The sequence below is a fragment of the Yersinia sp. 2542 StPb PI genome, assembly GCF_048593855.1.
Classification (GTDB): domain Bacteria; phylum Pseudomonadota; class Gammaproteobacteria; order Enterobacterales; family Enterobacteriaceae; genus Yersinia; species Yersinia enterocolitica_E.
The window spans coordinates 1-13,958 of the sequence record NZ_JAZGQA010000123.1 but is presented as its reverse complement, the minus strand read 5'-3'; the positions used below and the strand labels follow the sequence as shown (position 1 = coordinate 13,958).

Below are 13,958 nucleotides of genomic sequence, written 5' to 3'. Positions count from 1 at the left end.
GCGGCACACTGGCGTTACACGTGGTGCCCGGCACAATACGCCATGTTGAACTGACGCAGGGCAGTGACCGCCATGTCACGCTGTTCAGTGCTTTCCCCGCTCGCCCCGGTAACTTGTTGGATTTGCGTGATATCGAACAAGGACTGGAGAACCTGCAGCGCGTCCCCACCGTGCAAGCCAGTATGGAATTGATCCCCGGCTCCGCACCCGGTGAGACCGACATCGCCCTGAACTGGAAACAGAGCAAAATGTGGCGGCTGGCAGCCTCACTGGATGACTCCGGCACCCGTAGTACCGGCCGCTATCAAGGTGGCGCAACCCTGTTTCTGGATAACCCTTTATCCCTGAGTGACCTGTTTTATGTCTCGGCTGGCGGTTCAATAAAAAATCGCGGCGAGAAAGGCACCAATAACCTGACCGGCCATTACTCGCTGCCGTTCGGTTACTGGACCGCAGGTATTACCGCCAGCAGCTATGACTATCATCAGACGGTGGCGGGCCTGAATGGCGATTACAGCTATCGGGGTGAAAGTGAGAATGTAACACTGCAACTCAGCCGTCTGCTGCACCGCAACGCCAACCAGAAAACCACTTTTACCTACGATGTGCTGACCCGCTCGTCGAAAAACTACATTAATGATACCGAAGTGGAAGTGCAGCGCCGCCGCACCTCTGCCTGGCGTATTGGGCTGGAACATCGCCACTTTATTTCGCAGGCCACACTGGATGCCGGTATCAGCTATCAGCGCGGTACCCGCTGGTTTGGTGCGATGCCCGCGCAGGAAGAGTATGTCGGGGAAGCCACCGCCCTAAGTAAAATTCTGCGCTTGAATGCGCAACTGGATATTCCTTTTGTGGTTGCGACGCAAAAATTCCACTACAACCTGCAATACCAGCGTCAAAGCACCAACACACCCCTGACGCCACAGGATCAATTCTCCATCGGCGGCCGCTGGTCAGTGCGCGGGTTTGATGGCGAACGCACGCTGAATGCGGACCGTGGCTGGACAGTGCGCAATGATCTCGGCTGGTACACCCCGCTACCGGGGCATGAGCTGTATGTCGGTGTTGACTATGGCGAGGTCGGGGGACGCAGCGCCTCTTATCTGCTGGGCCAGCATTTGGCGGGCGGTGCCATCGGTATGCGCGGCAATATTCTGAATACCCGCTACGACCTGTTTGCTGGCAAGCCGCTGTCTAAACCCGACGGATTCAAAACCGACTCGGTGACGGTGGGCTTTAACCTGAACTGGCAATACTGATGCGCCCGATTAACGCTTTACTCTGGGATGAGTTATGAATAAGAACCTGTACCGTATCGTATTTAACAAGGCGCGTGGCTTATTAATGGTGGTAGCCGATATCGCCGCCTCCGGTCGGGCCGCCTCGTCGCCCTCATCAGGTCTTGGGCATACTCAACGCCGCCGTATCAGTGCCTTATCGTCGCTGAGTTTTAGTCTGTTACTGGCCTTGGGCTGCGTCTCGTTATCCGCGCAAGCCAATATTGTCGCCGATGCCAGTGCGCCGGGTAACCAACAGCCGACCATTATCAGCAGCGCCAACGGTACGCCACAGGTCAATATCCAGACACCCAGTAGCGGTGGGGTTTCGCGTAACGTTTACAGCCAGTTCGATGTCGATAATCGTGGCGTGATCCTCAATAACGGCCAGGGTGTCAACCAGACCCAACTCGGCGGTTTTGTCAGCGGTAACCCCTCGCTGGCGCGCGGTGAGGCCAGTATTATCCTCAATGAAGTCAACAGCCGCGACCCCAGCAGACTCAACGGTTATATCGAGGTCGCTGGCCGCAAAGCGCAGGTGGTTATCGCCAACCCGGCGGGCATTACCTGCGAAGGCTGCGGTTTTATTAATGCCAACCGCGCAACCTTAACCACCGGTCAGGCACAACTCAATAACGGCCAGCTCACTGGCTACGATGTGGATCGGGGTGAGATTGTTATTCAGGGCAAAGGTCTGGACAGCAGCCGTCAGGACCATACCGACCTGATCGCCCGTTCGGTTAAAGTCAATGCCGGTCTCTGGGCCAATGACCTGAAAGTCACTGCTGGGCGCAATCAGGTTGACGCCGCGCACCAAAATATCACCACTAAAGCCGACGATGGCAACGCCCGCCCTACCGTGGCGGTGGATGTCGCCAATTTGGGTGGCATGTACGCCGGTAAAATCCGCCTGATCGGGACTGAAACCGGTGTCGGGGTGCGCAATGCCGGTGAAATAGGCGCGTCAGCCGGCGATATCACTATCACGGCGGATGGCATGCTGGTAAACAACGGCCAGATCAACAGTGCTCAACATCTGGCGGTGAATACCGCCGCCGGTATAGCGAACGCAGGTGTGCTCTATGCGCAGGGCAATACCCAGCTCACCACTGCAGGCAAGTTGAATAACACCGGCACTGTCGCGGCGGCAGGTGATACCTCGCTGCGCGCGGCAGAAGTCAATAGTAGCCGCAACTCGGTACTGGGTGCCGGTGTCAAGTCCGACAACAGCGCGATCACCAGTGGCACCTTGCGTATTGATGCCAGCGGGATGTTAACCGCCCAAGGCAAAAATATTAGCGGCACGGCGCAAGTACTTAACGCGCACAGTATCGATCTGGCTGGCAGCCAAACACAGAGCCGTGATATCACATTGACCTCACAAGGCGGGCCAATTGATCTCAGCGGAGCCAGGTTATCCGCCAGCCAGCATCTGTCTGCCTCAACCGCCGCGCTGTTACGTACCGACAGCGCCAGACTGATTGCGGAGAGGGTCACGCTTAGCGCCCAATCGCTCTCCAATGTTGGCGGCGTGATAGCACAAACGGGGACCACAGATTTCAATCTGAATCTGCCGGGTAATATTGATAACCGTGATGGCAAGATCCTCTCTGGTGGCAAACTCGCGTTACACGCCGAAATGCTGAACAGCAATGCTAACAGCTTGCTCGGTGCCGGAGTACAGAGCGATGGCAAGCTGGCTCAGAGTGGAGAACTGAATGTCGCCACGCGTCAGGCATTGATTGCCCAAGGGCAAAATGTGGCTGCGGGTGCCATGACGTTATCTGGCAGCCGTGTTGACCTTACCGGTAGCCAAACTCAGGCTGGCAATATCACTATAACGGCCCGCGACGGCGATATTTCTACGCAAGACGCGACGGTACTCACCCCCGGAACCCTTGCGATCACCGCCGCAGCAAACCCGAAACAAACCCTGAATAACAGTGGCGGTAAATTGCATGCTGATAATATTCAGCTCAATCTCGCCAAATTGGATAGCAGCAAAGGGGAAATTGCAGCAGCGACCGACCTGTGGATACGCCTGCAAAGTGATTTCACTCATCAGGCTGGCGCACGTTTAACGGCGGGGCGTGATCTGGTCTTTAGCACCAGTGGCGCACTGACTAATCAGTATAAACTGGAAGCCGGGCGGGATATGCAGCTCACGGCGCTCAGTATCAGCAACACCAATGCTGATAACAGCAGCGCACTACTGGCAGGTCGGGATTTGTCATTTAACACCGATAGCCTGTTTAACAGCGGAACTCTGTATGCCACCGGTGTCGGGCAATTTACGGTTAACGGCAATGCCGAAAATCGGGGCGAGATCTACACCGAACAGCAATTGACTTTAGCCTCTGCGGGCAATCTGGCTAACAGCGGTGTGATACAAACGCGCGGTGATATGCGGTTATCGACGCAGGGCGACCTCAATAACAGTGGCACCCTGTACAGTGGCGGTGACCAGATGCAGGTGTTAACCACCGGTAATCTAACCAATCAGGGCAAGCTGTACGCCGCCAATGGCAACGTCCACCTGCGGGCAGAAGGTTATCTGGATAACAGCGGCAGCCTGTATAGCGCAGGCAACAGCGAACTCATTACGCACGGCGACGTGGTTAACAGCGGCTCGATTTATACTCAGGGTGCACTACAGTGGCAGGCTGATGGGCGCGTAGGCAATAGTGGTTCAATCGCCGCATTTGGCGATCTCCAACTGCGCGCTAATGACTTATTTAGCACCCATCAATCCCTGATAGGGGCGGGATTGCAATCTGACGGCAACCGCGCCAGCAGCGGTGATTTGACGGTCAGCACAGAGCACACCTTGATAGCGCAAGGGCAAAACATGGCCGCCGGTGCATTGGCGCTATCGGGGAGCCAACTTGATCTCACTGGCAGCCAGACTCAGGCCAACGCCATCAACTTTGTGGCTAAATCTGGCGATATCACCTTAACGGAGGCCGTGGTAAAAGCGGCCACGCAACTGTCGGCCAACACCACCGCCCTGCTGCGTACCGATAAGGCCAACCTGATGGCGGAGAGGGTCACACTTAGCGCCCAATCGCTCTCCAATCTCGGCGGTGTCATCGCACAAACCGGCATCACTGATTTCAATCTCAATCTGGCCGGTTATCTGGATAACCGCGCGGGCACCCTGCTATCCAAAGGTAACGTGACGGTGCAGGCACAGCGCCTTGATAGCAACAGCACCAGCCTGTTGGGTGCTGGGATACAGAATGATGGCCGCCTGACTGATGCGGGCAACCTGGCGGTAACCACCCGTCAGGATTTGATCGCACAAGGTCAAACCCTCGCGGCGGGAGCCATGACGTTAACCGGCAGTCGGGTGAATCTTGCCGACAGCCACACGCAAGCCCGCGAGATGAATATTATCGCCAACAGTGGTGATGTCAGCACACAACGCGCCAACATTATCTCCCTTGGCTCGCTGACCATTACTGCGGGCGCAAATGCAGCTCAAACACTCAATAACCAGGGCGGCGCACTGGCGGCGAATAATATCTCGTTGAATCTTGGTCAGTTTGATGGCGGCGCAGGTAAAGTCAGTGCCAGTCAGGATCTGACCCTTGGTTTACTGAGTGATTTCAATAATCTGGCAGGTTCCACCCTCCAGGCTGGACGAGATTTAACCTTTACCACTCAGGGTGCCTTAACCAATGGTGGGCAGTTGTTGGCAGGTCGAAAACTCAGTACCGACTCCACCACCTTATTCAACAGTGGCAGCATTATTGCGGCTGAAGCCACACTTAAAGCGCGAGATCGCATCACCAACTCCGGCCCTAACGCCCTGATCGGCGCCACCGATGAAAACGGCACCCTAGCCTTGCTGGCACCGGTGATTGAAAACAGTGATACCGTCACCCATACCGACAGTGCCCCGACCACCACCTTTTTAGGGATGGGCAAGGTCATTCTGGCGGGCGGGCAAGATAATAGCGGAAATTACCAGACGGCGGCTCAGATCCTCAACATTTCTGGTTTGATTGAATCAGGCAAAGATCTGCTGGTTTACGCCAGCAAGCTGACCAATAGCCGTCATATCTTAACCGCCAATAGCAATTTCGTGGCAGCGGGTACAGTGAGTGGGACGGCCTACTGGACAACAGCAAACCCCGATATCCCCGGCGGGCGCTATGCTGAGCCACCTCATGGCGGCTCGATGAACAGCGATTATATTGGTACAAACTATACCTCGACTACCGCCAAAAACGGCATCGATAAGATAAGCCCTGAAGCACAACTGTTAGCGGGCGGTAACTTAGCGCCTCATGTCGGCACACTGGAAAACTTCTGGAGTAAAGTGAGTGCGCAAGGCGAGATTGATCTTTCGGGTGTCACCCTGAACCAGGATGGTTGGGGGAATGCACAACGGCTGATCGAAAGAACCACCTCCAGCGGTGAGTGGCGCTACCGCACCTACAAAGGCAATTTGTGGGGTACCGGTTGGGGGCCGGAGGTCAAAGAACACACCACCCACCAATACGCCTCCAGTCTTACGGCGAAAACCATTAGTGGCAGTGGGACGACGATTAACAATGGGGCAAACTCCGGCGCAATCTCTCTACCGAGTGATCGTGACAATATCGGCAAGAATATTGCTGTTGAGTTTAACGGTATTTCGCTGACACTTCCCAGCGGTGGGTTGTATCAACTCAGTACAGACAAAGGTCACTACGCGCCAGCCCCGGAAGGTGACCTCTCGCTTGGCAGTATCAATAACCCGTCTGCCAACCTGGATCGAATCGGCCTCACCGCCCCTGATCGTGCAGTAAGTGGCGGCTATCTGATAGAAACCAACCCGGCTTTTGCCAATCTGAATCACTGGAAAGGGTCGGATTACTATCTCCAGCAGTTAAATAGCGATCCTGCTTTCATCCATAAACGGCTGGGGGATAATGCCTATGAGCAGCGTCTGGTGCGCGATCAGGTGCTGGCCTTAACTGGCCAAACGGTCGCCAGTGATTACCGCAGCGCTCAAGAGCAGTTCGAGCAGCTCTTTGCGGCGGGACTCGAATACAGTAAGGCATTTAATATTGCTCTTGGTAGCCACCTCAGTGCGGAACAGATGGCGGCATTGACCCGCAATATCGTGTTGATGGAAAGCCGCGAAGTCGCCGGGCAAACCGTGCTGGTACCGGTGGTGTATCTGGCGGGGGTGAAACCAGGCGACTTGCGTGCCAACGGGGCATTGATTGCCGCGAATAATATCGAACTCACCGATATGCAGGGTTTCACCAATCAGGGGGCGATTAAAGCCAGCAATGATCTGCACATTGACATGGCAAAAGATATCACCCTGACCAGCAATGGCGGCTTACTTCAGGCCGGTGGCAACATGCTGCTCAGTACGCTCAACAGCGATATTGACCTGACCGGCGCGCGGTTAAATGCCACTAACCTGCAACTGGATAGCGGGCGCGATGTGATCCTGCGCACGGACAGTGAGCAACTCAATAGCAGCAATGGCGCAGTGCTGCGCAATCAAACCCTACTGGGGCCGCTGGCGAGCATTAATGTCAGTAATAACGCCGCTATCAATACCGGTCGTGATTTTATCCTGCAAGGCGCTGGCCTGACGGTTGGCAAGGATCTTCAGGTCAATACCGGCGGCGACTGGATCCTCAATACCGTGCAAAGCAGCGACCAGATAAGTGCGAATTATGGTTATGGCAGTTCGGCCAGTGAGCATATCCGCCATCTGGGCAGCGAGGTCAATGTTGGCGGTGCGCTGACCGCTAAAGTAGACAACCTGACTGCGGTGGGGGCTAACATTAACGCCGGCACGGTGGATGTGCAGGCACAAAACATTAACCTGAGTGCGGCGACCGACAGCCTGCACGTCAGCGGTGAATCCTCGAGCAAGCGCCATACCAGTTCAGTGGATCTCTACGATGAAACGCTGCTCGGCAGCCAGTTGAACGCCAAGGGCGATATCAATTTACAGGCAGCAAAAGACATCACCCTCAGTGCCAGCACGGTACAAACCGACGGTGCGCTGAAGCTGGCTGCGGGCGGCGATGTCACGCTCACCACCCAGACCGAACAGCATGATCAACAGCGCAATCATACCGGTAAGAGTAAAGGGCTGGCATCGACGACCACCACTCGTACCGAAGACAGTATTAGCCAGACACTGGCGGTCGGCTCCATGCTGTCAGCAGGTTCTATCGATGTCAGCGGCAACAATATCGCGGTCACCGGCAGCAATGTGGTGGCCGATAACGATATTAACCTGCGGGCTAAAGAGAACATCACCGTCGGCACAGCACAACAGAGCGAGAGCGAATCTCACCTGTATGAGCAGAAAAAATCCGGCCTGATGACCACTGGCGGCATTGGTGTCACGGTGGGTAGCAACAGCCAAAAAACCACCGACAAAACGCAGACTCTGAGCAACGTGGGTAGCACGATTGGCAGTCTGGGCGGCAATGTCACTCTTGATGCGGGAAATCAGTTAACTATTCATGGCAGCGAAGTGATCGCCAATAAAGACATCAGCCTGCAAGGGTCAGATGTCGCGATAACTGCGGCGGAAAACAACCTGTCCCAACAACATACCACCGAGAGCAAACAGAGTGGCATCACCCTCGCCCTGTCAGGTGCGGTAGGCAGTGCCATCAACAGCGCCGTCACTACCGCCCAGGATGCCAAAAAAGAGACCAATGGCCGCCTCCAGGCATTGCAGACCACCAAAGCAGTCCTTCAGGGCGTTCAGGCAGCACAAGGCGCGGTGTTGGCCAATGAAACCGGCGACCCCAATGCGGTGGGGGTAAGCATTTCACTGGGCAGCCAAAAAAGTAAATCAGAAAGCCGCCTTGAGCAGACTACCGCCAGCGGCAGTAACATGGCTGCCGGGAATAATCTGTCCATCACCGCCACCGGGAACCACGGGGCCGGGGATATTCGCGTACAGGGCAGCGAATTGCAGGCAGGGAAAAACCTCAGTCTGGATGCCAAAAATGATATTGCGCTGAACAGCGCTGAAAACAGTGAAAGCCTGCGTGGCAGCAATAAAAGTTCGGGCGGCAATATTGGGGTGGGCATCGGCGCAGGGAAAGGCGCCGGTATTAGTATCTTTGCGGGCGTGAACGCCAGTAAAGGCAAAGAACAGGGCGACAGCCTGACCCATACTGAAAGCCAGTTGAAAGCGGGCAATACGGTAAGTATCAGCAGTGGCCGTGATACCACGCTGCAAGGCGCGCAGGTCAGCGGCGAAACGGTAAAAGTAGATGTGGGCCGTGATTTAACCCTGCAAAGTGAGCAAGACCGCAACAACTACGACAGCAAACAGAGCAGCGTGAGTGCCAGTGGCAGCTTCACCTTTGGCACCATGACCGGCAGCGGGAGTGTCAGTGCCAGTAAGTCTAAAATTGACTCAGACTACACATCAGTACAGGAACAGACCGGGTTCTTTGCTGGCAAAGGTGGTTTTGATATCACCGTCGGCGAACACACTCAGCTCAACGGTGCGGTGATTGGCTCGACTGCCACTGCCGATAAAAACACGTTGGCTACTGGCACGCTCGGCTTCTCGGATCTCGATAATCAGGCCAGTTTTAACACCTCGACCAGTAGCATGGGCCTGAGCAGTGGCGGCTTTACCGGCAGCAAGGACTTTATCAGCAACATGGGCGGGGGCATTCCCATCGCGGGCGGTAATAATGGTGATGCCAGTTCCACTACCCATGCGGCAGTATCCGATGGCACTATCACCATTCGCGATACCGATAAACAACAACAAAATGTCACTGACCTGAGCCGCGATGCTGAACACGCCAACAATGCACTTTCGCCTATCTTTGATAAAGAGAAAGAGCAAAATCGCCTGCGTGAAGCGCAGTTGATTGGTGATATTGGTAGTCAGGCGATAGACATTGCGGCAACGCAAGGTAAGATCCTGGCGACAAACGCCGGTAAAGCGGAGCTGGAAGCGAAAGGCATCAAGGCACCAGGCCAGGACGCGACACCGGAAGAGCGAGCGGTGTATGACAAGCTGCTAACCAGCACTTCCGCCTATAAAACCACACAAGCCCAATACGGCACTGGCAGCGCATTGCAGCAAGGCATCCAAGCTGCTACGGCGGCGGTGCAAGGCTTGGCGGGTGGGAATATGGCGCAGGCGCTGAGTGGTGGTGCAGCGCCGTATCTGGCGGAAATCATAAAACAGTACGCGCCGGATGAAGCCAGCCGAGTCATGGCTCATGCGGTTCTGGGCGCAGTGGTGGCGCAGGCCAGTGGCAACAGTGGTCTGGCGGGAGCTGCGGGTGCGGCTACCTCGGCGCTGATCGGGGAAAGCATCAAGAAATCACTGTACGGTGATATTCCGGTCAGCCAACTGAGCGAAGAGCAGAAGCAAACGCTGGTTGCACTGGGTAGCTTGGCGGCGGGTCTGGCTGGCGGCTTGGCCAGTGGTGATACTGCTGGCGCGGTATCCGGTGCGCAGGCAGGTAAGAACGAACTCAGCAACAATATGACCAGTCTTGGCCTCATATCGCAGATGATGGCGCAGGAAACGCTGAGCGCCGCCGCGATGGCGGAGGCGGGCAAAGGCGGAGCTAACGAGCAAGCCGCGCTGGCGCTGACCAAGAAAGTGAAGGAAGGTTTGGACGCGGTGTGTCTGGCGAATGATGTTTGTGTGCTGATGGCGGTAGTGGCTGCGCAGAGCCAGCAACATGCTGACGGTGCTGGAAGTAAAACCGAAACTGTACCAGTGAATGACGATCTCACCGGCGGTAAACTGGTTAACCCTGCTCAGGGTGGGAATAAAGGCACCTCATTGGTAACGCCGGATCAGTCAGGTGAGCAAGGCGCTAGCAACACTGGGAATACCAGTGGTGCACCGAATACAGGGGGAAATACTACTGCAACGCCGATCCCTGAAGGGCCGAATAAGGATGATTTGGCATATACATCAGAAGATAGCCGCCCTGCTAACTTATCTCCAGAGGGGGCTGGTAGAGCAGGTGCATTTAATGAAGCTAAAAGGCAATCAGGAGTCCCTGTAAGCCAGTCACCAGATAGGGTTTTACCTAATGTAGATAAACGTGGTAATCCTCAGCCTGGTCATATATATGAGTTTGATGTTCCTAAACCTGGCGGTGGCACTCAGACTATACAAATTAGGAATGATGCCGCTGGGCATTTCTTCGGTGAACAAGATACCCAGAATAGAGGATCTCATTTCAATGATGCACAAGGTAATCACTATGACTATTGATACTATTGTCCGATATGCTGAGAACATAAGTAATCAAAATGAAATAGCCAATTTTCACGTATTAGATATACCTAGGCGAAATATTGCGGCTGTAAGCTGGGAACGACCAAATGTAAGTCGGGAAGATGGGGCGATCCATCTTTTAAACGAAATGGTGAAAAAATTAAGTCGTAACAGTACAGATGTAACTATTTATATGCATATACAGTTATCAAGTTTTCAACCCGATTCGGCTATTGTTCGATACAAAAAAACTTGGGGATTGCTAAAGTCAAGAGGTTATGACGTGGATTTCTTGTTAAACAAGGAGGATTTTATAGCTTGTACTCCTAACGGTTTAATACTCTCTGGTGTATGTCATTGTCCATTGAATTCAATCGGTTACTTAAAGGATATACTAAACGCTGAAAAGAAAATATTTTTTGCTTTCACTCTTTCAAATATATCAAAAGATGATGAAAAAAATATGACTTCCGAAACTGAATGGATGGATTTCTTTTGGTCAACTAATGGGGTCATTTTTATGATATTAGGATCATTTGATGAGGCTAACTGTGAAGTGGTCGCCTTGGGAAAGCAGCAGGATATTGCTATATTAAAACAATGTTGAGAATAACGCGCTGAGTGGTCTGGAAGGGTTCGGCAAGGGCATGGCTGATTATACTCAATCTGTTGCCTCTTACGCGCAGTATGCTCAGGACAAGAACCTGCCACCAGAGCAAATACAGGCCGATCTGGCTCGGATGGTAAAAGGTGATTTGCCGGAAGGGGCTGATATTGTCAAAGCCATTCTGAGCAACAACCCTGGTTCTGATACCATCATGGCGTTGCTGACCGCGGAAGAAGCGAAAGACTATGCGTTAGCATTGTTGACGTCGATCCCCGCAGAAAAAGCATTGGCTTTGGTTGGCAAGGCTACGAATGTCATCACGAATAAGATGCTGATCAGCGCAGCGGAGAAGATCTCGACAGCGAAAATTGGGAAACAATTTACAGCGCCGAGAGATCTGAATGAGCAGGTATTGTGGAATCAAATTGAAAAAGCCCCATCAAGTGCTGAGGGATCCCCAGTAATGGGCGGGTAAAAAAGACAGGCATAGAGTTTTGTGATCTACTGATTGTGCAACCAATTCAATGAGATCACCTCTATGCCTGCTCGCCAAGTATGTCAGAATTTCTTCCATGATGCTTTAGCTCCGTTTCACAAATACCGACAAAATGCTTTGCTGGATGCCACCATTGCGTTAATCAATGGCGCATCACTGACTCTGACCAGTATCGGCCGTTATTTACCCGGCTCGGCTCAGGTCAAAAATAAAATAAAACGTGTTGATCGCTTGCTGGGTAATGATTCTCTCCATCGGGATATTCCTCTGATTTTTAAAAGTATTATCTCAATGCTAACGAATCAGTTATCCCTGTGCGTTATTGCCGTTGACTGGAGCGGCTACCCTGGCAGCAGGGTTGGCGGGTGGCTTAGCGGGCGACAGCAGTAATAGCGCAGTGGCTGGAGCGCAGGCTGGGAAAAATGCGGTTGAGAATAATACATTATCCTCTAAAGATGAGAAGCTGCGTCAGGATGCGAAGTGGTCACTGCCTTATCTGGAAGGTGATAAGAAGGTACAGGCTGAAAAACTGGTCACTGACCTTGACGCGAAAGATAAAGCATTCGATGCAGCCATAGACGCAGCATGTAAGCATCTGTCATCAGCTCAGTGCAGGGGAATGCGGCAAGAACTGGCCGCGATGGGCAAAAGCTATGATTAACAAATGGATGGTCAGTACATCGGCACCATGGCCAGCGTTTACAAAGAGGGAGCCGATAAAGTTGATGGCCTGCTGTGGCAGTATGCGACAGCAGATGCTCAGGCCCAGAAAGCTAAAGATATCCAGACCATAGCGAAGAACTGGGGCGTCAGTGTAGAGACGGCTTCGGCACTGTATACTGGCATAGCGATAACGCACACCACGGCGGCGATTGGTGGTGCAGTGTATGGGATGAAGGGGTTAGATGTTCCTGCGACAAATAAACCAAGTACGTTGGTACAAGAAACGGTGACAGCAAAAGGGGCGACGGCAGGCTCGGGTTCTGTAAGTAAAGTGTCAATTAACCAAGGCCAACAGAATAAACATATACCAGGTACGAATGAATACAAAATAGCTTCTGATGCGGGTTTAAATAAAAGTACTATCACAGCGTCTTCGGAAGTGTTGTTACAGAAAGTCGGGAGTGGTCAACAGGTTGGGAATGTTGCCATCGGAATTCCAGGTTCAAAAGAGAGAATTAATTACGGTCAAGTGATCGGGAATTATATCGACCCACAAACTGGGATCTCTATGCCGACAACCAAAGGTATTGTTCACTATGGTAAGAATGGTGTTCATATTTTTCCAGCAAGACCATGAAAAGTATAAGTAAGGAGCTATTTTTAATGATTGGTGCTGATTTATCTAACTATTTAAAGCTATCCCTACAAAGGGCGTTACTTGGTAATGTAACCCCTAATATTAGATGTGTAGCTGTTATTTTAGACGCCAAGAATATCCAGCTATCTTTTTATTATGATGGGGAATTTACTGATTGTGATGAAGAATTAGCATCAGAAGTTGAGACGGAAATCATTGCTGATTTTGATGACGACTTTATTATTAGTACTCATCTGGAACGACTTGACTATCCTAAGCCAATCAAAATCAACAATGGTTATTGTGTCTATTTAAGAAAAGAATAATGTTGTAAGATCCCGGCCTCGGAGCCGGGATCTTACTTTTAAATTTCAGCCCTGATAACCAGACACCCATTCTCAGCCTTAACACTCACCGGCTGACCGGTACTAAATCCCAACGGTTCTGTCGCATTAAGTCGTCGTCAGGTAATATGATGTTTTTTTCGACGACATAAACGCTCAATAGGTCGTCGGTGGTGAATGGATGAAACCTACATCAAAATCAAAGGTCAGTGGAAATATCTCTACCGCGCGGTGGATACTTCAGGCCAGACTATCGACTTCCTGCTGGCCGCCAAACGTAATGAAGCAGCTGCATTACACTTCTTTCGCAAAGCCATTCGACACCACGATGAACCTAAGACAGTGACCCTTGATAAAAGTGGCGCCAACAACTGTTACATCTTTAGCAAGGTGCGGCTAAATCTGACAGTCAACTAAGAGCGAGTAGCAGATCACAGACAATATGCATGACTATTTACAGAGGTATAGCCGTTGCTTATTTTTTATCTCTATATTGATTTTTCACTTTAACTCAACAGGGGTGAGATCATCATACTTATTGTTCTTTATCTTGCAAATTATTGCGCGGCTAAGGTCAGGTCCACCTTGGCTAAAGACATATCCAACAACTAAGTTATTTTTTGAGTTGCGATTATCATTTTCAATAACAGTCCACTCTCTAATATAAGGGTAACCATTATCTGTGGC

General features: G+C 52.2%; 9 protein-coding genes and 2 pseudogenes. 9 read left to right on the top strand and 2 right to left on the bottom strand.

Features of this window, described 5'->3' with window-relative positions:
* The 8 genes and pseudogenes from V1952_RS14735 to V1952_RS14700 form a co-directional block, all read left to right on the top strand.
* The coding region (locus tag V1952_RS14735; RefSeq protein ID WP_420074996.1) for a ShlB/FhaC/HecB family hemolysin secretion/activation protein at window positions 1-1,262 on the top strand (1,262 nt) is incomplete at its 5' end.
* A 34-nt stretch (window positions 1,263-1,296) separates the two neighbouring features.
* Window positions 1,297-10,521, top strand: a complete 9,225-nt coding sequence (locus tag V1952_RS14730) for a hemagglutinin repeat-containing protein (RefSeq protein WP_420074995.1) — start codon at window positions 1,297-1,299, stop codon at window positions 10,519-10,521.
* A complete protein-coding gene (locus V1952_RS14725; RefSeq protein WP_050298025.1) occupies window positions 10,511-11,131 on the top strand; it encodes a hypothetical protein in 621 nt (206 codons plus the stop codon). The genes V1952_RS14730 and V1952_RS14725 overlap by 11 nt, the downstream gene beginning before the upstream one ends.
* A 40-nt stretch (window positions 11,132-11,171) precedes the next feature.
* On the top strand, window positions 11,172-11,606 hold the full coding sequence (locus V1952_RS14720; RefSeq protein ID WP_253271835.1) for a hypothetical protein: 435 nt from the start codon (window positions 11,172-11,174) through the stop codon (window positions 11,604-11,606).
* A 63-nt stretch (window positions 11,607-11,669) separates the two neighbouring features.
* Window positions 11,670-11,975 (top strand): annotated as a pseudogene (locus tag V1952_RS14715) (IS4/IS5 family transposase); the annotation flags it as partial.
* 10 nt (window positions 11,976-11,985) lie between these two features.
* Window positions 11,986-12,288 carry a VENN motif pre-toxin domain-containing protein gene (locus V1952_RS14710; protein ID WP_050298024.1) on the top strand — a complete coding sequence of 101 codons (303 nt, stop codon included), beginning with the start codon at window positions 11,986-11,988 and terminating at the stop codon, window positions 12,286-12,288.
* 3 nt (window positions 12,289-12,291) lie between these two features.
* Window positions 12,292-12,927 (top strand): polymorphic toxin type 50 domain-containing protein, encoded by a 636-nt coding sequence (locus V1952_RS14705; RefSeq protein WP_050298023.1) that lies wholly within the window; start codon window positions 12,292-12,294, stop codon window positions 12,925-12,927.
* A gap of 26 nt (window positions 12,928-12,953) precedes the next feature.
* Complete coding sequence (locus V1952_RS14700) at window positions 12,954-13,253, top strand: hypothetical protein (protein ID WP_042568629.1); 300 nt, start codon at window positions 12,954-12,956, stop codon at window positions 13,251-13,253.
* A gap of 38 nt (window positions 13,254-13,291) precedes the next feature.
* Here V1952_RS14700 and V1952_RS14695 read toward each other — a convergent pair whose 3' ends face one another.
* Window positions 13,292-13,366 (bottom strand): SymE family type I addiction module toxin, encoded by a 75-nt coding sequence (locus V1952_RS14695; protein WP_071843590.1) that lies wholly within the window; start codon window positions 13,364-13,366, stop codon window positions 13,292-13,294.
* A gap of 43 nt (window positions 13,367-13,409) precedes the next feature.
* On the opposite strand from V1952_RS14695, the pseudogene V1952_RS14690 reads away from it, so the two are divergent.
* A pseudogene (locus V1952_RS14690) lies at window positions 13,410-13,640 on the top strand (DDE-type integrase/transposase/recombinase); the annotation flags it as partial.
* A gap of 132 nt (window positions 13,641-13,772) precedes the next feature.
* Here the strand turns inward: V1952_RS14690 and V1952_RS14685 are convergent.
* The coding region (locus tag V1952_RS14685) for a hypothetical protein (RefSeq protein WP_420074994.1) at window positions 13,773-13,958 on the bottom strand (186 nt) is incomplete at its 5' end.

Coding starts and splice junctions, on each gene's coding strand:
- V1952_RS14730 (WP_420074995.1), top strand. CDS start 1,297: ATGAATAAGAACCTGTACCGTATCGTATTTAACAAGGCGCGTGGCTTA.
- V1952_RS14725 (WP_050298025.1), top strand. CDS start 10,511: ATGACTATTGATACTATTGTCCGATATGCTGAGAACATAAGTAATCAA.
- V1952_RS14720 (WP_253271835.1), top strand. CDS start 11,172: ATGGCTGATTATACTCAATCTGTTGCCTCTTACGCGCAGTATGCTCAG.
- V1952_RS14705 (WP_050298023.1), top strand. CDS start 12,292: ATGGATGGTCAGTACATCGGCACCATGGCCAGCGTTTACAAAGAGGGA.
- V1952_RS14700 (WP_042568629.1), top strand. CDS start 12,954: ATGATTGGTGCTGATTTATCTAACTATTTAAAGCTATCCCTACAAAGG.